This window comes from Thermus tengchongensis, assembly GCF_021462405.1.
In the GTDB taxonomy this organism is placed as follows: domain Bacteria; phylum Deinococcota; class Deinococci; order Deinococcales; family Thermaceae; genus Thermus; species Thermus tengchongensis.
On sequence record NZ_JAKEDU010000012.1, the window covers coordinates 1 to 22,592 of the forward strand.

Consider the following 22,592-nt stretch of genomic DNA (forward strand, 5'->3'; position numbering starts at 1 on the left):
AAGGCTTGCTCCTTCCCCGGCACCCTCCCAAGCTCAAGACCACTTTCCCTGGGGTTCTTGCCCTAGGGGAAGGGTTCAACCTGCTGCCTGGGCTTGAGGTGAAGGCGCCCGACGAGGTGTGGGTAGCGGACCTGAGCTACGTGGTCCTGGGGGAAGGGACGGCTTACCTGGCGGTGGTGATGGACCTTTACACCCGCCGGGTGCTGGGGTTGTCCTTGGGGCGGAGGCTGTCCCAGGGACTGGCCTTGGCGGCCTTGGAGCAGGCCTTGCGGGAGGGGGTGCCGCGGGTCCATCACTCGGACCAGGGGGGTGCAGTACACCTCCAGGCGGTACGTGGAGCGATGGGTAGGGCTTGGGGTAAGGCTGAGCTGTGCGGAGAGGGGGAGGCCATGGGAGAACGGGCATGCGGAGCGGTGGATCAGGACCATAAAGGAAGAGTGGGTGGACTTGCGGGAGTACCGAACCCTAGAGGAGGTACGGGCATCGGTGGAGACCTTTGTTTTTGAGGTGTACAACCGCAAGCGCCCCCATTCTGCCTTGGGGTATTTGACGCCTGTAGCCTTTGCGGAGCGTTGCTTGAACGGAGGTGAAAATCTGACTAAACTGGCTGGTGGAGTGGTCCAAATTTAGGGTAGCAGTACACATCCTAGCGAATAGGGTCATGGGGAGTTCTTATGGGGTGAGGTGGGGGGCTTTTGCGACAGTCTCTTATTCAGGAATTACGGCTGTAGCTTCGATTTCCAACCGAGCCTCAGGCTCCACAAGGCTGACCACTTGCACGACAGACATGGGCGGGTAGTAATTGCCTATCACCTCTCGGTAAATCGCCCCCAACTCCCTCAAAGAGCGCATGTATTCCTCCCGGTCTACCACATACCACGTGAGGCGGGCCAGATGCTCTGGGCGTGCCCCTGCATATTCAAGAAGCTCCACGATATTTTCCAGGGCCTGCCGGGCTTGACCTAGAAAGTCTTTGCTTTTGAAGTGCCCTTCCCTGTCCCAACCTACAACGCCTGCCAAGAACACCAGCTGGCCTTTGGCCACGAGGCCGTAGGAGTAACCCCTTGGCTTGGTCCAGTGGGGGGGGTGCAAGATCCTCATGGGCTAGGGGGCTGAGAAAGCTTTTGCCGAAGACGGAAACGCTGGACCTTGCCCGTAAGGGTCCGGGGAAGCTCGCTGCAAAACTCCACTACCCGGGGGTATTTGTAGGGGGCGATGCGTTGCTTAACAAACTCTTGGATCTCAGCTGCCAGGGCTTCCCCAGGCTCCCACCCTGGACGGAGGACAACATAGGCCTTCACCACCTGCCCCCGTTCTGGGTGCGGCTCACCCACCACTGCACATTCCGCCACCGCCGGATGGTCCAGCACCGCCTCCTCTACTTCCAGGGGAGAAACATTGTATCCTGCAGTGACGATGATGTCGTCCACCCTACCCTGGTAGTAGAAGTACCCCTCCTCGTCCTTTACGCAAGCGTCGCCTGTGAGGTTCCAGCCCCAGCGGACGTACTCCTTCTGCCTTTCTGGGTCATCCAAATAACGGCACCCTGTAGGACCCTTCACCGCTAAAAGGCCCAGCTCTCCAGGAGCCACCTCGTTACCTTCCTCGTTTAGGAGTGTGGCTCGGTATCCGGGGACCGGCCTACCTAAGCTGCCCTCTTTAAGGGTCTCCTCCGTGTGGGAGACGAAGATGTGGAGCATCTCTGTAGAGCCAATCCCATCTATGATCTCCAAGCCCGTAGCTTCTCGCCATGCTCTCCGGGTAGCTACCGGCAAGGCCTCTCCCGCCGAAACGCACCGGCGTAGCCGGCCAGGCCTGCCTTTGGCTTGGGAAGCCATGGCGCGATAGGCCGTGGGGGAGGTGAAGCAAACCGTGGCATCGAAATTCCCTATGGCCTCTAGCAAGATATCCGGCGTAGCCCTCTCTAGGAGAACGCTGGAGGCTCCCACCCGAAAGGGGAAGACCACCAACCCCCCCAGACCATAAGTGAAGGCGATGGGGGGGCTGCCAATGAATACATCCGTCTCCACAGGACGGAGGATGTGTCGGGAGAAGGTGTCGCAGATGGCGAGGACGTCCCGGTGAAAGTGCACACACCCCTTAGGCTTCCCTGTGGTCCCGGAGGTAAAGGCGATGAGCACAGGGTCGTCGCTGGCCGTTTCCAAGGTAGGGAAAGCCTCGCGTTTGGAGGTCATGAGGGTTTCCAGTCCCTCCTGGTCGTTTCCCCCAAAGTAGAGGACATGGCGGAGGCTGGGACAAGCTGGCAGGGCAGCCTCTAGCTCTGCCGCCAGCCTGTGATCGCACAAGGCATGGCTAATCTGGGCCTTGTTAACAATCTCCGTAAGTTCCTTAGCCCTGAGAAGGGGCATGGTGGTCACCACGATCCCACCGGCTTTGACCACCCCGAACCAAGCCGCCACCAAAAGGGGGTGGTTAAACCCGCGGAGAAGGACCCTGTTCCCCGGGATTAGCCCCAAGTCTTCCACAAGAACCCAGGCTATCTGGTTGGCCGCCCGCCACAGGTCCTGGTAGGTCCAGGTGGAAGCTGGGGAACGCAGGGCTACCCGGTCTCCCTCCCCCTTCACGACCCAATCGTCCAGAAGAGGCCCAGCGCAGTTGAGGCGAGGGGGGTATGCCAGTTCAGGAAGCTCAAATACCAGTTCGGGCCAAGATTCTTGAGGAGGTAACCTGTCTAGCACAAAGGTGTCCTTGTGCGCGGAAAAACCGACCCTCATCTCACACCCACCTCCTCTCCCCTTTCCCTTAGTATCTCACGGGCAACGATGAGCCGTTGCACCTCGCTGGCTCCTTCGTAGATCCTGAGGGGCCGGATCTCCCTGTACAGGGCCTCCAAAACCCCTCCCTTCCGGACTCCTTCCCCTCCCATAAGTTGCACCGCTGCGTCCACAATGGCCTGGGCCCTCTCCGTAGCGTAAAGCTTGGCCATCGCCACTTCCCGAGTGGCCCGGTGTCCCCGGTCCTTGAGCCAAGCAGCCCGGTAGGTGAGGAGGGCAGAAGCCTCCAGCTCTGTGGCTATATCGCCTAACTTGGTCCGGGTAGCTTGCATGCGAGCCAAGGTGGTACCAAACATCTTTCGGTCCAAGGCGTACTGTAGCGCCTCATCTAAGGCCCGTTTAGCGAACCCAAGGGCCGCCGCTGCCACTGTAACCCGGAATATATCCAAGGTTTCCATCGCGATGCGCAACCCCTGCCCGGGGGATCCCAAGAGCTTGGACCGGGGGATGCGGCATCCCCGGAAGACAAGCTTGGCTAAAGGGTGGGGGGCCACCACCTCCACCTGTTCCACCGCCAAACCTTCCGTGCCTGCATCCACCAGAAAGGCGCTGATCCCTTGGCCTCCCGCCCCAGGCTCCAAACGAGCAAAGACCACATAAAAATCCGCGATTCCCCCGTTGGAAACCCAAGCCTTTTCCCCTTCCAGGACAAAAGCCTCGCCGTCCAGATAGGCCCGGCAGGTTAGGGCAGCGGCATCAGACCCTGCTCCGGGCTCCGAAAGGGCGAAGGCCGCCACCGCCTCCCCTGCTGCTACCCGAGGAAGGTAGCGCCTCTTCTGCTCAGGGGTGCCGTAAAGGGTTATCGGCCCTGAACCAAGGCCTTGCATGGCGAAAGCAAACTCTGCAAGACCACTATGGTAAGCTAGGACCTCCCGGATAAGGCAGACCGCCCGGACCCCTATGCCCTCCTCTACACCCCCATAGGCCTTTCCTCCTACGGTATAGGCCAGCCAGCCAGCCTGGCCCAGGCTACGGACCATTTCCCTACAGGCGGCTTCGGAAGCAGGGTGCCCATGGGGAAACTTTCCCAGGACCTCTTCTGCCCAAGCGGCCACCCTATGACACAAGTCAGCGTGGCTACCCTCAAAGAACGGCAGCTCCTTGTAATGGGCAAAAGGATCCCCCATGCTCAGTCTCCCTCAAAGGTTGGCGGTTCCTTTCTCAGGAAAGCTTGGTAAGCTCGGTAAAAGTCCCTAGTACCCATGCACAGAGCTTGGGCTTGGGCTTCGGCCTCAATGGCCTCGTCCAAACCCATGGCCCACTCCTGGTAGAGGGCCCTCTTGGTAATGCCGTGGGCGAAGACGGGCCCTCGTGCTAGCTCAAAGGCCAGGGCTCTCGCCTTAGGAAGGAGCTCCTCTGGAGGGCAGATTCGGTTGAAAAACCCCCAACGTTCGGCCTCAGAGGCTTCCAGAAAGCGACCCGTAAGCAGAAGCTCCGTGGCCCGGCCAAAACCCACAACCCTGGGCAAGAGCGCACAGGCCCCCATGTCGGAGCCCGCCAGGCCTACCCGAGGAAAGAGGAAAGCCACTCGGCTCCTAGGGGTGCCCAGGCGAATGTCCGCAGCCAGCGCTATTACCGCTCCCGCCCCAACACAGACCCCATCCACTGCCGCCACTATCGGTTGGGGGCAGAGGCGCATGGCCTTCACCAGTTCCCCCGTTAGCCGAGTGAAGCGCAACAGGCTGGGTACATCCGCCTCCACTAGGGGACCGATGATCTCCCGCACGTCCCCCCCTGAGCAGAAATCCTCCCCCACCCCTGCCAGGACGATAGCCTTGACCTCCTGGCTGTAGGGCAAGAGAGAGAAGATATCCCTGAGTTCGGCGTAAGCCCCAAAGGTAAGGGCATTTTTCCGCTCAGGACGGTTTAGGAAGACGAAGCCTATCCCATCCTCTACGCGCCAGTGGAGGTACTGGGCCTGATACTCCAAAAGCCGTCCTCCATATCCGGGCAGGTCTAGGGATTTACGCTTCCTTTCCATCTTCCCTCCCGCGTGAGACCCCGAAGGTGGGCCCTAAGCTTGCCCATGAGCCGGTAAAGAACTTCCCGCTCCGACTCCGTCAGGCCAGAGAAAAGCTCCTCCAACCAAGCTCGATGGGCGCGGGCCATATCGGCAAAGCGAGACTTCCCCTCAGGGGTCAGCCGCAGTAGGACAGAGCGACGGTCCTTCGGATGCCCCTCCCGCCTCAGAAGCCCCTCCCGTTCCAGCTGGGCGGTCAGCCGGGTAACGTTTCCCGCAGTCACCAGGAGCCGCTCCGAAAGCTCCTTTAAGGTCATTCCCGAGGGTTGGCGGTACAGCTGGGCCAGGACATCGAACCGGGCCAAGGAGATGCCGAAAGCCTTCTGCAAACGCACGGAAAGCTCCTTCTCTATGAGGACCACTTCGGTTAGGAGCCGGAGCCAGAGCCGCGTGGCATCCACCGCTTCGACTTTCCCTGTATCCTGTAAGTGCACTTTCTCCTCCAATCTCATCCCACCATCACCTCACCCCCTGCCACCGCTATGGCCTGTCCGTTGATGGCGGCGGCTTTTTCGCTACACAGCCACACCACCGCCCAGGCCACCTCCTCGGGGCGGACTAACCGCCCCTGGGGATTACGGCGGGCAAAGAGCTCCAACACCGCCTCAGGAGCACGGGCGGTACGCTGGGCCACCCGCAGGACGGAAGCCTGCAAGAGGTCCGTATCCGTGAACCCGGGGCAGATGGCATTGACCGTAATCCCCCTCTGGGCCAACTCCAAGGCCAACGCCCGGGTCAGGCCGATCAGCCCGTGCTTGGCCGCGCAGTAGGGGACGGCGTAGGGATAGCCTGTGAGGCCAGCAGTGCTGGAAATGTTGATGATACGTCCCCAGCCCATCTCCAACATTCCCGGAAGCAGTAGGCGGATGAGCCGGTAGGCGGCCCCGAGGTTCACCTCGATATGGCGTTGCCACAACTCTTCGTTAATCTCCAGAAAGGGAGCAGTGAGGACAAAGCCAGCGTTGTTCACCAGGATGGCCACAGGACCGAAGCGCTCCTGGGCACGGCGGACCAAGCTCTCCATGGCTTGCGGATCCGCCACGTCCCCAACCTCTCCTTGGACCTCGGTCCAAGCCCGGAGCCGCTCCACCCGTTCCTCCAGGTCCTGAAGGTTCCGGGCTACCAGGGTAAGCCGCGCCCCTGCTTGAGCCAAGGCCTCGGCAATGGCTGCCCCAATCCCCCGGCTTGCCCCGGTTACCAGAGCATGCTTTCCCACAAGGCTCTTTGGATCCATGCTTCAAACCAAGTTCCGCTCCTGGGCTGCCCGGGAGATAAGCCCCTCGATCTCCTCGATCACCCAGCGCTCCCCCTCCTGGGCGGCCCGCACCCGCTCCATCAGCCGCTCTATCTGGTCCTTGCCGTCCAGATAAGGCTTGGGCCAATCCACGTCCCTATAGCCAATCCGGGCGGCTTCCAGGAGGGTCCAGTGAGGGTTGGCCAGGTGGGGACGAGCGATGGCACAGAGGTCTGCCCGACCGCTCCCAATGATGGTATTGACGTGGTCCGCCTCGTAGATGGAGCCCACGGCAATGGTGGGGATGCCCACGGAGTTACGGATCAGGCCGGCAAACGGGGTTTGGTAGAGACGGCCGTAAGCCGCACGGGCCCAAGAGACTACCTGGCCGCTGGAAACATGTATGACGTCACATCCTTCCGCCTTGAACCTTCGTGCCACCTCCACTGCTTCTTGGGGGGTCATGCCCCCTTCCGCCCAGTCGTGGGCGGAGATCCGTACGGAGATGGGGCGGTCGTCTGGCCAAACCTCCCGCACAGCTCGGAACACTTCGATGGGGAAGCGGAGCCGGTTTTCCAAGCTTCCCCCATAGGTGTCCCTTCGCTGGTTGGTCAAGGGGCTTATGAAGGCGGAGAGGAGGTACCCGTGGGCGCAGTGAAGCTCCAGCCAGTCGAAGCCGCACTGGGCCGCCCAACGTGCTGCTCGGACAAAGTCCTCTATGACCCGGTCCATGTCCTCACGGGTCATCTCCCGAGGTACTTGGTTTTCAGGGCTCCAAGGAACGGGAGAAGGACCCATCACTGGCCAGTTCCCTTCGGAGAGAGGCTTGTGGTAGCCTTCCCATCCCACCCTGGTGGAGCCCTTAGGCCCCGAGTGACCCAGCTGGATGCCGATCTTAGCAGTGGTGAAGACATGAACAAAGCGGACGATGCGCTCCCAAGCCTGGATGTGCTCTGGCTTGTAGAGCCCGGCGCACCCCGGGCTGATCCGGCCCTCCCGGGAGGGGGCCACCATCTCCGTCATCACTAGGCCCGCCCCCCCAAGGGCTCGGGCCCCCAGGTGGACCAGGTGGAAATCACCAGGTGTGCCGTCTTCCGCGGAGTATACCGCCATAGGAGCTACGACTACGCGGTTCTTCAAGCGTATCCCTCGGATCTCGAAGGGGACGAACATCGGGGGTACGGACCGGTCCCCCAGGCCATGGGCTCGGGCAAACCAGCGGTTAAACCGTTGGATATAGCCTGGATCCCGCTGCTCCAGCTCCCCGTGGAAGAGCCTTAGGGAACGGGTGAGGAGGCTGTAGGCAAACTGCTCCGGAGGTAGCCTGGTGTACACCTCCACGTTTTCCAGCCAGTCTGCGGAGTTGCGGGCGGCGTTGCGCAACCGCAACAGCTCTCCCTGCCTCTCCCGCTCGTAGGCCTTCAGGGCGGCCTCCAGGTCCCTCGACCTCCCTTCCCCCTCCCGGGCCAGGGCCCGTACCAGGGCTATTGCGTCCTCCATGGCTAGCTTGGTACCGGAACCTACAGAGAAGTGGACAGTATGGGCCGCATCCCCTACCAGGGCACAGGGAATACTTCTCCCACCTAGGGGGAGCAGGCCCACCCAGTTTCGGCAGGAAATCCAGGGGAACCGGAGCCACTTGGCCGAGCCCCTGAGGTGGGCGGAGTTGGCCAACAGCGGGTGTCCCTCGAGCCTTTGGGCAAAAACCTTTTCGCATAGAGCCAGGATCTCTCTTTCGTCCTCCAAGCGGTCTAGGCCCGCGCTTCTCCAAGTAGCCTCAGGTACCTCCACCACCACGGTGCTGCTTCCTGGAGCATGAGGGTAGGCGTGCAAAATGAACCAACCCCACTCCGTGGACTCAAAGGCAAAAGTGAAAGCGGGAAAGACCCGAGTGGTGCCCAGCCAAACGTACCGGTTCGTTCCCCAGCTAACCTCTGGACCGAAGAGGGAGGGATAGGTCCGGCGCACCCAGCTGTTCACTCCATCGGCGGCCACAATAAAATCAGGCCTAACCTCCTGGACAAGGGCCTCCAAGTCTTGAACTTCCTTCTGGAAGAAGAGGCCGGCCCCCATAGCTCGCGCCCTTTCCTGGAGGATCCGCAACAGCGTAGTCCTAGCAAGCCCGGCAAACCCATGACCGCCTGATCGGATCACCTCCCCTCTAAAGTGGATCTCGATATCCTCCCAACGGTAAAAGGCTTTCTGGATCTCGTCGTAGGAGTCTGAATCAGCCGCCCGAAGCTGCCCAAGGGTGGCGTCGGATAGAACAATCCCCCAGCCGAAGGTGCTATCCGGAGGGTTCCTCTCGTAGAGGATCACCTCCCAGGACGGAAACACCTTTTTGGCCAAAAGAGCAAAGTAGAGACCAGCCGGCCCTCCCCCTATACAAAGCACCCGCATTGCTCCTCACCTAAAACAAGTGTAGCCCAAACTCCTTGATAAGTCAACTATCTCGGGAATTTTCGATCCCCAGAGCAAACCCTGCGTCCAACAACCGCTTAGGATAGGCCCGGAAAGCCAGGAGGGTCTCCGTGCGCTCCACACCTACCATGGCCAAGATCCCCTGGGTGACGACGTCATCCAGCTCGTCCAACTCCTTAAGGCGAAGCACAGCCACCAGGTCGTAGGGGCCGGTAACGGAATAGACCTCTGCCACCCGAGGGAGCTCGGCGATGGCCTCCCCCAAAGCAGCAATCCGATTCCCCTGGGCCCGGATGAGAACAAAGGCCGTAATCATCCCTACAACCCCCCTTCCTCGCCATTTAGTTTCCCCCTTCCAGAAGAGCTTTCCATAGGGGGCCTGCTGTGTCCACCAAGGCGTCTAGGGCACTGAAGTGGTGCATCCCTTCTAGCTCCAAGTACCTGACACCAGGCCAAACGGCGGCCAATCTTTGGCTTTGTCGCCGAAATTCCTGGCTTTCTTTCTGGCCCACAGCGGCTACCAAGGGCGCGGCTAGCCTTGGGCGGTGCTGGATGGGGCTCAGACGCTTGGCCTCTTCGAGGTCCAGGCGTAGGTCAACGTTGACGCTGGTCCGGAGGAGGGGTTCCAGGTCAAAGATTCCACTGATGGATAACCCACCTTGCACTTGAGGCGTAGCTAGCCCGTAAATCCGCCATTCCGTGGTCCAGAGCATGGCCACCAGGTGTCCGCCCGCGGAGTGCCCTGAGAGGACCAAAGGACCAAGTTCAGGGAAGTGGCTTGCTAGCCAAGCCACGCTTCGGCGGCACTGCTCTACCAACTCCCCCAGCGTTATCCGAGGACAAAGGCCGTAGCCCACCACACTCACGCTCCATCCCTCCCGAACCAGAGGCGGGGCAATCCACGAGAAATCCTCTTTGCCAAAGGCTCGCCAGTAACCGCCATGGAAAAAAACTAATAGGCCTCGAGACGGCTTGGCTATAAAAAGATCTAGGCGCTCTTCCGGATCATCCCCATAGGCAAGGTCGAGGAAGCCTGGAAGGGAAGCTCGGGCGGCTGCCCCTTCTTCTTTCCAGCGGCGGAAGTAGAGGGGGTGTTCAGGAACGGCAGCTCTGGCGTTGTACTCCCTCTCCAAATGGAGGTCTATCACTTCACACCCCCAGGAACCGCTTAAGGAGCTCGGGATTAGCCCCCAAGTCCTTAGGCCTTCCCTGCCAAGCCACTCTCCCCTTTTCCAGGATGAAAAAGCTATCCGCCACCTCGGCCAACCTCCTGACGTGCTTATCCACCACTAGAATCGACAGGCCCATCCCTTTGAGGGCAACAAGGGTACGCCAGATTTCTTCCCGCAGCAGGGGAGCTAGCCCCTCTGTGGCCTCGTCTAGCAAGAGGAGCCTGGGGTTTTGGACCAAGGCACGCCCGATGGCAAGCATCTGCTGCTCCCCTCCGGAGAGCTGGTATCCCCAGTGGTGGACCCGTTCGCGGAGTCGGGGGAAAAACTCCAGCACCCGCGCCACCGTCCACTCGCCTGGCCGAGAAAAGGCCTGGAGGTTTTCCCACACCGTAAGGTTAGGGAAAATCTGCCTTCCTTCAGGGACCAAAGATATCCCCAAAGCGGCCACCCGCTCAGGGGGTAGCCCGGTCAGCCGCTTGCCAGCAAAGCGGATCTCACCCCCAAGGTGCCGAGTTAGTCCGAAGATGCAGCGGAGGAGGGTGGTTTTGCCCATGCCGTTCCTGCCCAGAAGACCCACCAACTCTCCTTGGCCCACCTGGAGGTCTACCCCGAAAAGGACCTGTCCCGACGAATAGCCGGCTTCCAGTTTGGTGATCTCAAGCAAAGGGCTCATGCTCTCCCAGATACACCTGTTGGACCTCTTTGCTAGCCTGGACCTCAGGGGGGCTACCGGTGAGGAGGATAGTCCCATATGCCATGACCGTTACCCTATGAGCCAGTTGGAACACTGCCTCCATATCATGTTCCACCAAAAGCACCGTAGTCTCCTTGGCCACCTTTCGGATGGCCTGGACCACGCGAACCGATTCCTGGGGGCTTAACCCTGCCAGGGGTTCATCCAGGAGAAGGAGACGGGGAGAGATGGCGAGTGCCATGGCGATTTCCACCGTCCGGCGTTCACCGTGGGGCAGGGTAGCCACCGGTACTTCTAGACGTTCTTCTAGGCCTAAAAAACTGGCTAGAGCTTCAGCCCTTTGAAAGAGATGCCTTTCGGAAACCACAGGCTTCCAGAAGCGGAACCCGTGCCCATCCCTGGCCATTATGGCCAAGACGAGGTTCTCCAAAACGGTCCAGCTGGGGAAGAGATTAACGATTTGGAAGGTGCGCCCTATGCCCAGGCTTGCCCTACGCCAGTCGGGTAGGTGGGTAACGTCCCTCCCTTGAAAGAGAATCCTTCCCTTCTCCGGGAAGAGAAGACCACTGACCAGAGAAATTAAGGTGGTTTTGCCTGCCCCATTGGGGCCGATAAGAGCGTGGACTTCCCCCTTCTCCACGCTCAGGGAGCAGTTGTTTACGGCCGACAGGCCGCCGAACCACTTTGAAACCCCCACCACTTCGAGCAGCCTCATCCCCTCTCCTTTCCCCAAAGGCCTGACAGGCCTTTCTTCACGGCGAGAACAGACAAGAGGAGTAGCCCTCCCAGGAAGAGCTGCCAGTGGATCGTGAACTCGGAAAGGAGGGTTTCTAGGAAGAGGTAGGCGACGGCACCCAGCACCCCTCCCCAAAGGCGGGCCACACCCCCTAGAATCACCATCATCATGAGTTGGCCGGAGAGGTGCCATGAAAGGAAGCTTGGGCTAACCCAACCGTTCAGGTTGGCGAGCAAAATCCCCGCCATCCCTCCCATGGTGCCCGCCAGCACGAAAGCCACCAGCTGGTAGTAAAACACGGGAAGACCGAGGGAGGCTGCCCGGGTGGGGTTTTCGCTGGAAGCCCGTAGTATCCAACCGAACCGGGCATTCACCAGCCTCCAGGTAAGGAGGAGGGCCAGGGCCAGGACCAACAGGCTGGTGTAGTAAAGGACGATCTCATCCCGAAGTTCAAGGCCAAAGGGAAGAAGGGTGCGGCGCACGGGCATTCCATCCTCTCCCCCATAGACCCTAAGGGACACCGCAAGGTAGTAGAGCATCTGGGCAAAGGCCAAGGTTATCATGATGAAGTAGAGACCGCGGGTACGGAGAGAGAGAACCCCTATAACCGAGGCCAGCAGGGCGCAGACCCCAAGGGCAAGCGGCCAATTTGCCCAAGCCGACACCCAACCTGCTTGGGCCAAGATCGCGGTTGCGTAGGCTCCCGTTCCCACGAAGGCAGCGTGGCCGAAGCTCACCATGCCCCCGTAACCAAGGATTAGGTTGAGGCTGGTGGCCGCCAAGGCAAAGACAAAAACCCGGCTGGCAAAGGTTATGAAATAGGGCTGATCCACAGCTCCCATAACCAGCGGATAGGCTAGGGCCGAAACCCCTAGGAACAAGCCAAGGACCCACGCCCTAGGCTCTCCTAGAGACCTGGTTTGATCAAAGCCATGGGGCTTGTTGGTGGGCCGCATCTCACCTCATCCGCACGGGGAAAAGACCTTCGGGCCTGAAGACCAGCACCAAAGCCATAAAGAGGTAGACGAGTGTGCTTACCAAGGCAGAGGCCAAGCTAGCGGCTACTGGGCCACTGAGGACCAGCTGAAACAAGGAGGGGAGGAAGGCCCGCCCCAAGTTGTCCACAAGGCCTACGAGGAGGGCGGCCACGAAGGCCCCTTTAATGGAACCCACACCACCGATGACGATGATAACAAAGCAGAGGATGAGGACATCCGTACCCATCCCCAAGTGAACAGCGGTTATGGGCCCCACCAAAGAGCCCGCTAGGCCAGCTAAGAACGCCCCGAGAGCAAAGGTCAATTTGTAAAGGGCCCCGGCAGGCACCCCCATGCATCGCGCCATCTCCCAGTTGGCCGCTGCAGCCCTAAGCCACATTCCCAGACGAGTTCGGAGGATTATCCAGAACAAACCCAGAGAAACCCCTGCCCCAAAGGCAATGAGTGCGAGGCGATAGGTGGAGTAGCTGAACTCCCCCAGTCTAAGGGGCTGGGCTAGGGCAGCGGGGACGGATAAGGCTACGGGCTGGGAGCCCCAAGTCATCCTGACCAACTCGCTCAGCACTAGCATAAGGGCAAAGGTGGCCAGTACCTGGTCCAGGTGATCCCGATTGTACAGGTGTCTTAGAAGGAAGGCCTCCGCCAAAAGGCCAAGGAAACTTGTGGTCAAAGCAGCCAAGAGGATGGCCAAGCCAAAGGAACCCGTAAGGCCCACAAGGGCGGCTGCCAGGTACGCCCCCACCATGTAAAAGGCTCCGTGGGCCAAATTGATGACGTTAGCTACCCCCAGGACAAGGGTGAGCCCCGAGGCCACCAAAAACAGCAGAAAGCCCAGTTGCAACCCATTTAGGATTTGCTCCACCAGGTAGAAGCCCATCCCAGTCTCCAGTTCCGGAAACTGCTATGCAAGTCATTTACCAGGTCATCCGACAATTCTGCACGTAGGCATCCTGGTGTTGACGCAAAATCCTGCCCACCAGTCGGTTGACAAGTGTGCCGTCCGCTTGCCGTACCACCCGGCGCAGGTAGTAGTCTTGGATGGGGAAGTGGTTCCGGTTAAAGCGGAAGGGGCCGCGGGTGGACTCCCACTTGGCGGTACGCAAGGCCTTTAGCATAGACTCTTTGTCAGCGATTTGCCCTTTGGCTTCCCGGATAGCCGCATCGAGGAGCAAGGCGGTGTCGAAACCCTGCGCGGCATAAAGGGTAGGGATGCGCCCATAAGCGCGCCGGAACTCACTCACAAACCGCCGGTTTGTGGAGTTGGAAAGTTCTAAAGCCCAGTGAGAGCTGTTGGCCAGTCCCAAAAGGGCTTCCCCTGCGCCTTGGATGACATCCTGGTCTGCGGAGAAACCAGGGAGAAGCAAGGGAACAATACCTTTAAGTCCCGCCTCAGCGTACTGCTTGACAAAACTGATCCCCAGGCCTCCTGGCAGAAAAGCGTAGACTGCCTTAGGCCTCAGCGACCGGATCCGGGCAATCTCCGCAGAGTAGTCCAACTGGTTTAAGCGTGTGTAAATTTCCTCCACTACCCTACCCGAAAAGAACCGCTTGAAGCCTGTCAAGGCATCGTAGCCTGCCTGGTAGTTGGGGGCTATCAGCACAACGTTCTCAAAACCCTGCTGGGTGGCGTAGTAGCCCATTACCTCGTGCAGGTTGTCGTTTTGCCAGGCCACGTTGAAAAAGAAAGGATTGCACTGAGCCCCTGCATACTGAGAGGGACCTGCGTTGGGGCTAATGTAAAAGGTTTTGGAATCAAAGATTAGTTCCCCTACAGCCAGGAGGATATTGGAGTAAATGATCCCGGTTACGAAGTCAACCCGGTCCCGGCGCAGAAACCGGTCAACAATCTGTCTGGCCACCTCTGGATTTTGCTGGTCGTCTACCACGAGCACCTCCGCCCTTAGGCCGCCTAGCTTGTTCCCCAGGAGGTTCAAGGCTAGGTTGAAGCCATCTCGTACATCTATACCCAGGGCGGCCCCAGGCCCAGAGAGAGTGCTAACGAACCCGATTTTCACGGTGCCGGTTTCCTGAGCCAAAACTCCTTGAAACGCCAGCGTGGCCAGAAAGTAAACCACGGGCCAGACCCTCTTAGTGGTCAGCATTCTTACCTCCCTTGGGTTCTCTTTTACAGCAAGAACCCTTGATTTGTCAAGCATCTGTACCCGAGCTTCAGACTTGGCTTGCCTTGCAAGCTTTCATGACAAAACTTTTCTCCCTACCTCCCACCCCCCTTCTGAACGAGCCTCCTAGGGGGTGAGGTGGCCTAAGGCCCGGTCAGTAAAGCTTCTCTCAATCTCCTCCCCGCCTCCCGCTGCGCGTGCCACCATATCAGCCCCGGCCTCTCCTTCCGCACTGCTCTGGCGGCGGGGCTGTAGACCTGGCCCAAGCCTTGGATGGCGGAGCCGATGTGGAGGGGTGGGCATGAGGTGTACTGCTAACCCAAGTTGCCGCCTACCCCCGGACCTGAAAAAATAGCGGCCGCTATGTTAACCCAAGTTGCCACCTATCCCCAGGCCTGAAAAAATGGTGGCCGCTATGCTGCAACAGACTATAGCGGCCTTCTGCATCATAGGTCAGCCCGCAGGGCTACCTTGCTGACGCCCTCAAGGCCATGGGGCACAAAGGTCAGCCGTAGGCTATGTTCCTGACCCCCAGACCAAGGTGCCCACCAGCGCCATCCTCACCCTGGCCATCCTGGCCGCCATGGAACTGGGCGGCAAGCACAACAAAGCCCTGGCCTTGGCCAAGGAGCTCCATCTCTTCAGCCACATCCCCTCCCCCAGCCGCCGGAACGTAGCCTTACGGCTGACCAACCGCCGCTTGCATCGGGCAAAGGTCCCGCTTGGCCCCAGGGAAGATCTACCGGGGCTACATCCCCAGCAAGCAGATCTTCTTCCACGGCCTCAAGCTGCACCTCCTGGTGGACAACGGCAAGTTCGTCCATGAGCTGAACCTGACCCCGGGGAGCTTCCATGACCTGACCTCCTTCTTGCTCCTGCCTCTGGAAGTGGAGGAGGGCAAGGAGTTGTATCTGGACCGGGGGTACGAGAGCCACCTCCATGAAGACCTCCTCCGGGAGGCCCAGGGGGTGGTTCCCATGGTCATCCCTAGGAGGAACAGCCGGCGGTACGTGCCTGGGTTGCAGTACCTGGCCCTCCTGGGTAGGAGGGTGGTGGAGACGGTGGGCAGCATGCTCCACCATCTCTTTCCCCGCCGCATCCATGCCGTCACCCTGGTGGGCTTCACCATCAAGGTCTTCCTCTTCGTCCTGGCTCACAACCTCAGGCTCATCGCACAAAAATCGCCTAGGTGGCAACTTGGGTTATAACGGTCAGATCTGCCTCCACCGGACGGTCCCTCGGCTGGAACTGGGGAGCATGTGTTATGTTATGCTATGCGTGTATGCGCCTAACCGTGCACCTCCCCGACGATTTGGCCCGCCTCCTAAGGCAGGCGGCGGAGAACGAGGGCAAGTCCATGAGCGCCCTCACCGCCGAGGCCCTGGAGGTCTACCTGAAGGAACGCCGGCGGAAGGCCCTGGGCCTGGAGGTCCTCCGGCGGGCAGCGAAAGCCCGCGTGGCCCCGGAAGCCCTCCGGCTCCTGGAGGAGGGGCGGCGTGACCGCCCTTGACACCGGCTTCTTCCTCCGCCTCCTCCAGGGACACGAGGGGGCCAGGGCCAAGTGGGAGGCCCTGGTGGAGGGAGAGGACGGGGTGGTGTCCGGCCTCTCCCTGGCGGAGCTCCTCCGCTTGGCCCTCAAGGGGGCCCTGGACCGGGAGGACGGGGAGCTTCTCCTAAAGGCCATCCCCGCGGTGTGCCGGGTGGTCTGGCCAGACTGGGGCATCGGGGAGAGGGCGGCCCGGCTCTCCCACGGACTTCACCTTCCCCTGGTGGACGCCCTCATCCTGGCCACCGCCTTGGAAGCAGGGGCCAAGGAGCTCTGGACCGCGGACCGGGACCTGGCGGCCTACGAGGGCAGGCTGCGGGTGGTGCTGCTGGGGTGAACCGCTCCCTCCTCCAGCAGGCCCCCCAGGGGCGGGTGGCCTAGACCAGTTTGGCCTGCTAAGCTTTCTCTAGGCTTCGATGGCTTTTGGGGAGGCGTATGAAGCGAGCCTGGACGCTTGGTTTAGCTATGTTACCGGCTTTGGTTGCCTGCCAGAACGCTCCGCACCCATCAGATTCAGCCTCGTCTTCCTTACGAGTACTTGTTTCTCCCTTTACGGGTGCTTTTAGGGTAACCAATGTCTCCGACCACGAGTATCCTTTTCAGTTCAAGGACAACAACGGCTTTCTTCTCAGCTGGTGGGGAGAACGGCTTCCTGGGGTAGATGGTCACCAGGGGTACGACTTTCCCATGCCCGAGGGTACGCCTGTTCGGGCGGTTTACGATGGAGAGGTTACCTTTGCTGGCCAGGAGCAACCCTTTTTCTGCCCTCCCTTAGGGCAGACGGTGTCCGGTTTAGGGGTGGTGATTCGCCACCGACTCCCTGATGGAGAGGTGTATCTTTCTATTTATGCCCACTTCAGCGAGGTTCGGGTGCGCGAAGGAGAGCGGGTTACTGCAGGTCAAGTTATAGGCCTGTCAGGTAATACGGGATGCAGTACGGGACCCCACCTTCATTTTGAGATGCGGAAGAACAAAAGTGGCACCTGGGCTGTTTTTGACCCTTACGGTTGGGAGGGAGAGGGGCCGGATCCTTGGTCCCGCCACCCTGCTGGGGTATCTAGTGCCTTGATCTGGCGGGATGGTGAGGCGCCTCCCCTCTTCTCTGAGGTAGAGTTACCGCCCAATCCCCGAGAAACGGATCGGGCCCCTCTTGCTATCACCCGCGTTAGGTACATGGGTGTGCGGGATAGCGCCAACCCCAACAACGAATTTGTGGAGATTACGGCTGACCCCCGCTATGCTTCAGCTCCGCTTAGCCTACGGGGTTTCTCCTTAAGAAACAAGGTAGGTGAATCCTTTTCGTTTCCTAGCTTGTACTTGAACCCCGGAGAAACCCTTCGGGTTTACTCGGGTTCAGGTACGGGGGGAGAGCGAGTTCTTTATTGGGGAAGGTCTGCACCTGCTTGGGACAACTGGGGTGACTGCGTTCAGCTAGTGTACCCTTCAGGGGGTCGCTATCTCGTAGGGTACCGATCGGGGTGTTACCAAGTGCAAATGCAAGCACTCTCCGCTGTCGAGGAAAGCCAAGGAGACAAGCACAACCTTCCTCTGCCTTAGTTTTGTCACCCCCTGAGGACCCGCTTGTACCAGACCTTGAGGGCCTCCAGGTCCCCGCACACCACCGCCCGGCTCCCGTCGGGGTAGAAGCGCACCTCGTAGCGCCGGGGGAACTCGGGGAGGAAGCGCTCCACCTTGGGCCACCAGTCGGGTACCGCCTGGGGCAGGAGGACCAGGTAGAAGGGCCCCGTGCCCGCGATCCCCATCACCTGCCCCTTCCCCAGGGCGTGCGCCCGCCTCGAGGCCCCCCTCCCTCGGGGGCTTTACATCCCCCGGTATCCTGCTATATAACAGGTAGCAACCATGGTCCCTATCCAGCTCCCCCCTGGTCAGCGCCGGGTCTTGAAGGCAGCAGCAGACATGGCCCGAAAAGGCCTCTCCCCCACCGCCCACGACCTCACCAAGGCCCTGGGCCTAAGGCCCCAGACCCTTCGGCAGCACCTGGAAGCCCTGGCAAAGAAGGGCCTCCTCCGCCTCCACCCCGGAGGCCACGGGCGGCCCACCCACCTGGAGCTCACCCCCGAAGGGGCCCTCCTGGCGGGCCTGGCCATCCCCGTGGTGGGGCGCATCCCCGCAGGTCCCCCCGAGCTGGCCTTGGAGGAGGCGGAGGGGCTCATCGCCCTCCCCGGCTGGCCTGGCCTCTTCGCCCTGGTGGTGGAGGGGGACAGCATGGCGGAGTACCTCCTGGAGGGGGATGTGGTGGTGGTGGAGCGGGGGGTGAGGCCCAGGCGGGGGGAGATCGCCGCGGTGCTCCACGAGGGGAGGACCACCCTGAAGTACGTCTACCCCGAGGGGGAGTGGGTGGTCCTCAGGCCCCACAACCCCGCCTACCCGGCCTTGCGGCTTCCGGCGGGGGAGGTGGAGGTGCAGGGAGTCTTCCGGTTCCTCCTGCGGGGGAAGGAAGCGCTTAGGCGGCTGGGGATTTTCCGGAGGCTCTAGATGGTGGCCGCGGCCCTCTTCCTGCCTTGGCCGGTGTGGCTCTGGAGGCGGGAGAACCCGGCCCTCGAGGGGCTTCCGGTGGCGGTCCACCGGGGCGGAAAGGTGGCGGCCCTCTCGCCCCTAGCCCGGAAGCTCGGCCTCCGGGAAGGTATGGCCCTCGAGGCCGCCCGGGCACGGGTGGAAAGCCTCCAGCTTCTTCCCTACCCTCCCCGAGCGGAAGAGGCCTGGAAGGATCTTTTGGCGGAGCTTCACCGCCTCACCCCCTGGGTGGAGGCCCTGGGCCCTGGGGTGGCCCTCCTCCGCCTCACCCCCCTCGAGGCCCGCCTCCTGGCCCAGGGCTACCGCGCCCGGGTGGGGGTGGCCCCCTGGCGGGAGGTGGCCTTCCTGGCCGCTTGGTCGGCGCCCGAGGGGGAAGCGCGGGCGGTGGAGGAAGCGGAGGCCTTCTTGGACCGGCTTCCCCTCCGCTTCCTCCAGGGAGTGGGTCTCACCCCGGAGGGCCTGGAAAAGCTCCGGCTCCTGGGTCTAAAGCGGGTGGGCGAGCTTAGGCGTTGGCGGCCCAGCCAGGTGGCCGCCTACCTGCGGGAGGGGCGCCAGCTTCTCCCCTACCTCTTCGGCCCTTGGCGGAAGGAGGTGGCCCGCTTCCGGGAGGAGGAGCGGGCGGAGGCGGAAGTCCTCCTAGACCCCCCAGCGGAGGCCAGCGAGGGGCTCTTCCGCCACCTGGCCCGCCTGCTGGCGAGAAGGCTTGCGGGACGGGCCGCGCAGCGGGTGGCGGTGGTGGCCCTGGCCGAGGGGCTAGCCCTCCGGGGGGAGCACCTGGCCAAGGAGCCCTTGCGGGAAGAAGAGGGGCTTTACCTGGCCCTGGTGGCCGCCTTCCGGCGGAGCGGGGCCTGGGGGATGCCCCTGGGGGGAGTGCGGGGAGAAGCCCTGGGCCTCCTCCGCCCCGCGCGGCAGGAAGGGCTTTTCCAGCGGGAGGGGGAAGGGCTCAAGGCCCTCCTCGCCCATCACCCCGGTCTCTTCCTGCGGGTGGAGGTGGTGGACCCCGACGCCCTGGCCCCGGAGTGGGGCTTCCGCTACCGCCCTTGGGAGGTGGGAGATGCGGCTTTACCTGGTACCGGTGCAGGTCTTCTGCGAGGAGGGACGGCCCCGGTGGGTGGCCTACAGGGGAAGGAGGAAGGTGGTGCGCCTCCTGGACCGCTGGCGGGCGGGGGGGCGGTGGTGGCGCCTCGAGGCAGGCCGCGACTACTTTCTGCTGGAGGTGCAGGGCGGGCTCCTTCTTGAGGTCTATAGGGAGGGGGAAACGTGGGTCCTGAGCCGGGTGCTGGACTAGCCCTGCTCACCGCCGAGTCCTACTTCGGCAGGGGGGTGTCCTCCCCGGAAAGGCTTTTGGAGCGCGCCCGGGCGCTAGGCCACACCCACCTGGCCCTCACCGACTGGCGCTCCCTCACGGGCGGGGTGCGGTTTTTTCGCAAGGCCCAGGAGCTCGGCATAAAGCCCCTCCTGGGGGCAGGGCTTCCCCTGGCCACCCCTGAGGGCACCTTCCCCGTCCTCCTCCTGGCGGGGAGCCGGGAAGGCTACGCCCGCCTCTCCGCCCACCTCAGCCAGGTCCTAGCCGAAGGGAGCCTGCCGCTGGCGGCTCTCCTAGAAGACAACGCAGACCTGGTCCTCCTCACCGGGGGGCGGGAGGGCTTCCCCAGCCGCCTCCTTTCGGCAAGGCGCCTCGAGGCCCTGGACCGGCTCCTAAAGACCCTCGAGGCCGCCTTCCGGGACCGCCTTTTCCTAGCCCTCTACCACGCCCGCCTGCCGGGGGACGACCGCCGGGTGCGGATCCTCCGCGCCCTGGCCCAAGACCGGGGCCTGCCCTACGTGCCCGCCCTGGAGGTGCGCCAGGCCACGCCGGAGCTCTATCCCCTCCTGGACGCCCTCACCTGCGCCCGGCTGGGCCTTGGCGTGGAGCAACCCCACCCGGAGAGGCCGAGAAACGAGGCCCAGGCCCTCCCCTCCAAGGAGGAGGCCCTGGACCGCATCCCCTTCCCCGAGGCTTGGGCCAACGCCCGGGCCTTGGCGGAAAGCCTGGCCTTCCCCCTCCTGCCGGAGAGGATGCTGGACCCCCCCGTCCCCCTCCCCCCTGGGCGCACCCCACAGGAGGAGCTCACCCGCCTGGCCCAGGAGGCCCTCAGGCGCCGCTACCCACAAAGGCCCGCCTACCAAGCCCGGCTCCAGGAGGAGCTCGCCACCGTGGAGGCGCTGGGCCTTGCGGGGTTCTTCCTTCTCGCCCACCAGGTGGTGGCCTGGGCCCGCAGCCGGGGCATCCTGGCGGTGGCCCGGGGAAGCGCCGTGGGGAGCCTCTTGGCCCACCTCCTGGACCTGACCCCCGTGGACCCGGTGGCGGAGGGCCTCCTCTTCGAGCGCTTCCTCCACGGGGGGATGAAGGCCCTTCCCGACATCGACCTGGACCTCTCCAGCCGCAGGCGCCAAGAGGTGATCCGCCACCTGGAGGAAGCCTACGGGGCCCAGGAGGCCATGGCCGCCGCCTACGTCACCTACCGCCTGCCCCTGGCGGTGCAGGACCTGGGAAGGGCTTTGGGGCTTCCGGCGGAACTCCGCCACCGCCTCACCCGGGCCCTGGGCCGGGACTTCCGCCACCTTCCTCCCCACCGGGCGCAAGAGGCCGAGCCCCTCTTCCGGGAGGTATTGGGGGAGGCCCCGGTCAAAGGGCTCCTCCTCCGGCTCCTCGCCCTCATGGAGAAGGGGCACGTGCGCCACCTCATGCCCCATGTGGGCGGGGTGGTGGTGGCTCCCGGCCCCCTCACCCGCTACGCCCCGGTGGTGCGGAGCGCCGGCGGCATCCAGATGCTCACCTTGGATAAGGACGACCTCGAGGCCCTGGGCCTGGTGAAGCTGGACCTCCTGGGGCTCCGGATGCTCTCCGCCTTGGAAAGGGCCCGGGAAGAGGTCTTCCGCAGCGAGGGGGTCTGGCTGGACCTGGAAGGCCTGCCCCAAGAAGAGGCCGTCTACCGCCCCTTGTGGCGGGGGGAAACCCTGGGGGTCTTCCAGCTGGAAAGCCCGGCCCAGACCGCCATGAGCCGGAGGCTCCGGCCCAAGACCCTGGAAGACCTGGCCCAGCAAATCGCCCTGGTGCGCCCCGGGCCCATCCAGTCGGGCACGGTGCGCCCCTATTTGGAAAGGCGGCTTGGGCGGGAGAGGAGCAGGCCCCTGCACCCGGTGTTGCAGGGTCTTCTTTCCAAGACCCACGGGGTCTTGCTCTTTCAAGAGCAACTCCTCTCCCTCCTCCACCACGGGGCGGGGATGGGCTGGGCCGAAGCGGAAGCCTTCCGCAAGGCCCTAAGCAAGGCCCAGGACGAAGAAGACCTCAAGCCCCTTCGGGAGCGCTTTCTGGAGGGGCTCCGGGCCACCTTGGGCCTCGAGGGGGAGGAGGCCATGGAGGTGTGGCGCTTGGTGGAGGGCTTCCGCGGCTACGGCTTCACGGAGAGCCACGCCCAGGCCTTCGCCCGCCACGCCTACGCCTCCTTGTGGCTCAAGGCCCACCACCCGGCAGCCTTCCTGGCAGGCCTCCTTTCCGAAGCCCCTGGCATGTGGCCTCCCGCCACCCTCCGCCAGGAGGCCCGAAGGCTTGGGGTGCCCCTGTTGCCCCTTTCCGTGAACCGCTCGGGCCTCCACTACCGGGTGGAGGTGGCACGAGGGGTGAAGGCCCTCCGCCTCCCCCTCACCGCCGCCAAAGGGGTTTCTGAGGACTTCGCCCGCGCCATCCTGCGACAGCGCCTGCGGGGGCCCTTCCGGTCCCTGGAGGACTTCCGCGCCCGCCTGGAACCCCCGGAGGACGTTCTTCTGGCCCTGGTCAAGGCGGGAGCCTTCGACGAGCTTCACGGCAGGCGGGAGGCCCTGTTCCGGGCAGGGCTAACCCCAGAAGGCCCCCTCCTCTCGGAGGCCATCCCCCCTCCGCCCCTGCCGCCTTTGCACCCTGGGGAACGCCTCCGCCTAGACCTCGAGGCCAAGGGCCTCTCCGAGCTTCCCCTCCACCCCCTGGACCTGCTCCGGGGGCGCCTCGAGGAACTGGGAGCCACCCCCATCCCCCTCCTGCGCCCCGGGCCCGCCCTCACCGCCGGGTTGGTGGTGGCCCGGCAGAAGCCCCCCACCGCCAAAGGCCACGCCTTCTACGTCCTGGAGGATGGCCCTCACCGCTTGCAGGCCGTGATCCCCCCTGAGGTCTGGGCGAGGCGCTACCGGGTCTTTCGCGACGCCCGTATTCTCCTGGTGCAGGGGGTCTACACAGGGGCTTCCTTGCGCGTGGAGGAAGCTTGGCCCTTGAAGGACGTGTAGCGCCTCCTTGAGGACCCAAAAC

General features: G+C 62.7%; 22 protein-coding genes and 2 pseudogenes. 8 read left to right on the plus strand and 16 right to left on the minus strand.

Annotated features, from left to right (window positions below; genetic code table 11):
• Positions 1 to 630, plus strand: a pseudogene (locus L1087_RS11350) (IS3 family transposase); the annotation flags it as partial.
• Positions 631 to 708: 78 nt separating this feature from the next.
• On the opposite strand, the gene L1087_RS11355 reads toward L1087_RS11350, so the two are convergent.
• The 14 genes from L1087_RS11355 to L1087_RS11420 are packed head-to-tail and all read right to left on the minus strand — an operon-like array spanning position 709 to position 14,172.
• Positions 709 to 1,101 (minus strand): RidA family protein, encoded by a 393-nt coding sequence (locus L1087_RS11355; RefSeq protein WP_234558997.1) that lies wholly within the window; start codon positions 1,099 to 1,101, stop codon positions 709 to 711.
• Positions 1,098 to 2,735 (minus strand): benzoate-CoA ligase family protein, encoded by a 1,638-nt coding sequence (locus L1087_RS11360; protein WP_267964897.1) that lies wholly within the window; start codon positions 2,733 to 2,735, stop codon positions 1,098 to 1,100. Before L1087_RS11360 ends, L1087_RS11355 begins: the two co-directional genes overlap by 4 nt.
• Entirely contained in the window at positions 2,732 to 3,922 is a 1,191-nt protein-coding gene (locus tag L1087_RS11365; protein ID WP_234558999.1) for an acyl-CoA dehydrogenase family protein, read from the minus strand. The genes L1087_RS11360 and L1087_RS11365 overlap by 4 nt, the downstream gene beginning before the upstream one ends.
• Positions 3,923 to 3,924: 2 nt before the next feature.
• Entirely contained in the window at positions 3,925 to 4,776 is an 852-nt protein-coding gene (locus L1087_RS11370; protein ID WP_234559000.1) for an enoyl-CoA hydratase family protein, read from the minus strand.
• Positions 4,752 to 5,216 carry a MarR family winged helix-turn-helix transcriptional regulator gene (locus L1087_RS11375; protein WP_234559001.1) on the minus strand — a complete coding sequence of 155 codons (465 nt, stop codon included), beginning with the start codon at positions 5,214 to 5,216 and terminating at the stop codon, positions 4,752 to 4,754. Before L1087_RS11375 ends, L1087_RS11370 begins: the two co-directional genes overlap by 25 nt.
• A gap of 47 nt (positions 5,217 to 5,263) precedes the next feature.
• On the minus strand, positions 5,264 to 6,049 hold the full coding sequence (locus L1087_RS11380) for an SDR family NAD(P)-dependent oxidoreductase (RefSeq protein WP_234559002.1): 786 nt from the start codon (positions 6,047 to 6,049) through the stop codon (positions 5,264 to 5,266).
• A gap of 3 nt (positions 6,050 to 6,052) precedes the next feature.
• On the minus strand, positions 6,053 to 8,449 hold the full coding sequence (locus L1087_RS11385; protein ID WP_234559003.1) for a bifunctional salicylyl-CoA 5-hydroxylase/oxidoreductase: 2,397 nt from the start codon (positions 8,447 to 8,449) through the stop codon (positions 6,053 to 6,055).
• A 43-nt stretch (positions 8,450 to 8,492) separates the two neighbouring features.
• Positions 8,493 to 8,786, minus strand: a complete 294-nt coding sequence (locus L1087_RS11390) for an Lrp/AsnC family transcriptional regulator (RefSeq protein WP_234559004.1) — start codon at positions 8,784 to 8,786, stop codon at positions 8,493 to 8,495.
• A gap of 25 nt (positions 8,787 to 8,811) precedes the next feature.
• Complete coding sequence (locus tag L1087_RS11395) at positions 8,812 to 9,618, minus strand: alpha/beta hydrolase (RefSeq protein ID WP_234559005.1); 807 nt, start codon at positions 9,616 to 9,618, stop codon at positions 8,812 to 8,814.
• A gap of 1 nt (position 9,619) precedes the next feature.
• A complete protein-coding gene (locus tag L1087_RS11400) occupies positions 9,620 to 10,315 on the minus strand; it encodes an ABC transporter ATP-binding protein (protein WP_234559006.1) in 696 nt (231 codons plus the stop codon).
• Positions 10,299 to 11,051: an ABC transporter ATP-binding protein gene (locus L1087_RS11405; RefSeq protein ID WP_234559007.1), complete on the minus strand. Its 753-nt coding sequence runs from the start codon at positions 11,049 to 11,051 to the stop codon at positions 10,299 to 10,301. Before L1087_RS11405 ends, L1087_RS11400 begins: the two co-directional genes overlap by 17 nt.
• On the minus strand, positions 11,048 to 12,028 hold the full coding sequence (locus L1087_RS11410) for a branched-chain amino acid ABC transporter permease (protein ID WP_326490731.1): 981 nt from the start codon (positions 12,026 to 12,028) through the stop codon (positions 11,048 to 11,050). Before L1087_RS11410 ends, L1087_RS11405 begins: the two co-directional genes overlap by 4 nt.
• Position 12,029: 1 nt before the next feature.
• A complete protein-coding gene (locus tag L1087_RS11415) occupies positions 12,030 to 12,947 on the minus strand; it encodes a branched-chain amino acid ABC transporter permease (protein ID WP_234559009.1) in 918 nt (305 codons plus the stop codon).
• A 37-nt stretch (positions 12,948 to 12,984) separates the two neighbouring features.
• Positions 12,985 to 14,172 (minus strand): ABC transporter substrate-binding protein, encoded by a 1,188-nt coding sequence (locus L1087_RS11420; protein WP_234559010.1) that lies wholly within the window; start codon positions 14,170 to 14,172, stop codon positions 12,985 to 12,987.
• Positions 14,173 to 14,698: 526 nt separating this feature from the next.
• Between L1087_RS11420 and L1087_RS11425 the strand changes: the two are divergent.
• The 3 genes and pseudogenes from L1087_RS11425 to L1087_RS11435 form a co-directional block, all read left to right on the plus strand.
• Positions 14,699 to 15,398, plus strand: a pseudogene (locus L1087_RS11425) (transposase); the annotation flags it as partial.
• Positions 15,399 to 15,472: 74 nt separating this feature from the next.
• Complete coding sequence (locus tag L1087_RS11430) at positions 15,473 to 15,700, plus strand: ribbon-helix-helix protein, CopG family (protein WP_234559014.1); 228 nt, start codon at positions 15,473 to 15,475, stop codon at positions 15,698 to 15,700.
• The gene (locus L1087_RS11435) at positions 15,687 to 16,073 is read left to right on the plus strand and encodes a type II toxin-antitoxin system VapC family toxin (RefSeq protein ID WP_234559016.1); all 387 of its coding nucleotides are present in this window, start codon (positions 15,687 to 15,689) and stop codon (positions 16,071 to 16,073) included. The genes L1087_RS11430 and L1087_RS11435 overlap by 14 nt, the downstream gene beginning before the upstream one ends.
• Positions 16,074 to 16,264: 191 nt before the next feature.
• On the opposite strand, the gene L1087_RS11440 is transcribed toward L1087_RS11435, so the two are convergent.
• Positions 16,265 to 16,489: a hypothetical protein gene (locus tag L1087_RS11440; RefSeq protein WP_234559056.1), complete on the minus strand. Its 225-nt coding sequence runs from the start codon at positions 16,487 to 16,489 to the stop codon at positions 16,265 to 16,267.
• On the opposite strand from L1087_RS11440, the gene L1087_RS11445 reads away from it, so the two are divergent.
• Positions 16,424 to 17,293: a peptidoglycan DD-metalloendopeptidase family protein gene (locus L1087_RS11445; RefSeq protein WP_234559055.1), complete on the plus strand. Its 870-nt coding sequence runs from the start codon at positions 16,424 to 16,426 to the stop codon at positions 17,291 to 17,293. The genes L1087_RS11440 and L1087_RS11445 overlap by 66 nt on opposite strands.
• A 5-nt stretch (positions 17,294 to 17,298) precedes the next feature.
• Here L1087_RS11445 and L1087_RS11450 read toward each other — a convergent pair whose 3' ends face one another.
• Positions 17,299 to 17,499, minus strand: coding sequence for a hypothetical protein (locus L1087_RS11450; RefSeq protein WP_234555314.1), 201 nt, complete (start codon positions 17,497 to 17,499; stop codon positions 17,299 to 17,301).
• Between the two features lie 97 nt (positions 17,500 to 17,596).
• Here L1087_RS11450 and L1087_RS11455 point away from each other — a divergent pair, with 97 nt between their 5' ends.
• From L1087_RS11455 to dnaE, 3 genes are read left to right on the plus strand one after another with little or no spacing between them, the layout of a single operon-like run.
• Positions 17,597 to 18,232 (plus strand): LexA family protein, encoded by a 636-nt coding sequence (locus L1087_RS11455; protein WP_267964899.1) that lies wholly within the window; start codon positions 17,597 to 17,599, stop codon positions 18,230 to 18,232.
• On the plus strand, positions 18,233 to 19,510 hold the full coding sequence (locus tag L1087_RS11460; protein ID WP_234559020.1) for a Y-family DNA polymerase: 1,278 nt from the start codon (positions 18,233 to 18,235) through the stop codon (positions 19,508 to 19,510). It abuts the gene before it with no gap.
• A gap of 21 nt (positions 19,511 to 19,531) precedes the next feature.
• Entirely contained in the window at positions 19,532 to 22,570 is a 3,039-nt protein-coding gene (gene dnaE, locus L1087_RS11465) for a DNA polymerase III subunit alpha (protein ID WP_326490732.1), read from the plus strand.
• Positions 22,571 to 22,592: the final 22 nt, after the last annotated feature.

Coding starts and splice junctions, on each gene's coding strand:
- L1087_RS11415 (WP_234559009.1), bottom strand. CDS start 12,947: ATGGGCTTCTACCTGGTGGAGCAAATCCTAAATGGGTTGCAACTGGGC.
- L1087_RS11455 (WP_267964899.1), top strand. CDS start 17,597: ATGGTCCCTATCCAGCTCCCCCCTGGTCAGCGCCGGGTCTTGAAGGCA.
- L1087_RS11400 (WP_234559006.1), bottom strand. CDS start 10,315: ATGAGCCCTTTGCTTGAGATCACCAAACTGGAAGCCGGCTATTCGTCG.
- L1087_RS11355 (WP_234558997.1), bottom strand. CDS start 1,101: ATGAGGATCTTGCACCCCCCCCACTGGACCAAGCCAAGGGGTTACTCC.
- L1087_RS11370 (WP_234559000.1), bottom strand. CDS start 4,776: ATGGAAAGGAAGCGTAAATCCCTAGACCTGCCCGGATATGGAGGACGG.
- L1087_RS11365 (WP_234558999.1), bottom strand. CDS start 3,922: ATGGGGGATCCTTTTGCCCATTACAAGGAGCTGCCGTTCTTTGAGGGT.
- L1087_RS11380 (WP_234559002.1), bottom strand. CDS start 6,049: ATGGATCCAAAGAGCCTTGTGGGAAAGCATGCTCTGGTAACCGGGGCA.
- L1087_RS11405 (WP_234559007.1), bottom strand. CDS start 11,051: ATGAGGCTGCTCGAAGTGGTGGGGGTTTCAAAGTGGTTCGGCGGCCTG.
- L1087_RS11385 (WP_234559003.1), bottom strand. CDS start 8,449: ATGCGGGTGCTTTGTATAGGGGGAGGGCCGGCTGGTCTCTACTTTGCT.
- L1087_RS11420 (WP_234559010.1), bottom strand. CDS start 14,172: ATGCTGACCACTAAGAGGGTCTGGCCCGTGGTTTACTTTCTGGCCACG.
- L1087_RS11450 (WP_234555314.1), bottom strand. CDS start 17,499: ATGGGGATCGCGGGCACGGGGCCCTTCTACCTGGTCCTCCTGCCCCAG.
- L1087_RS11360 (WP_267964897.1), bottom strand. CDS start 2,735: ATGAGGGTCGGTTTTTCCGCGCACAAGGACACCTTTGTGCTAGACAGG.
- L1087_RS11390 (WP_234559004.1), bottom strand. CDS start 8,786: ATGATTACGGCCTTTGTTCTCATCCGGGCCCAGGGGAATCGGATTGCT.
- L1087_RS11445 (WP_234559055.1), top strand. CDS start 16,424: ATGCCCGAGGGTACGCCTGTTCGGGCGGTTTACGATGGAGAGGTTACC.
- L1087_RS11430 (WP_234559014.1), top strand. CDS start 15,473: ATGCGCCTAACCGTGCACCTCCCCGACGATTTGGCCCGCCTCCTAAGG.
- L1087_RS11460 (WP_234559020.1), top strand. CDS start 18,233: ATGGTGGCCGCGGCCCTCTTCCTGCCTTGGCCGGTGTGGCTCTGGAGG.
- L1087_RS11410 (WP_326490731.1), bottom strand. CDS start 12,028: ATGCGGCCCACCAACAAGCCCCATGGCTTTGATCAAACCAGGTCTCTA.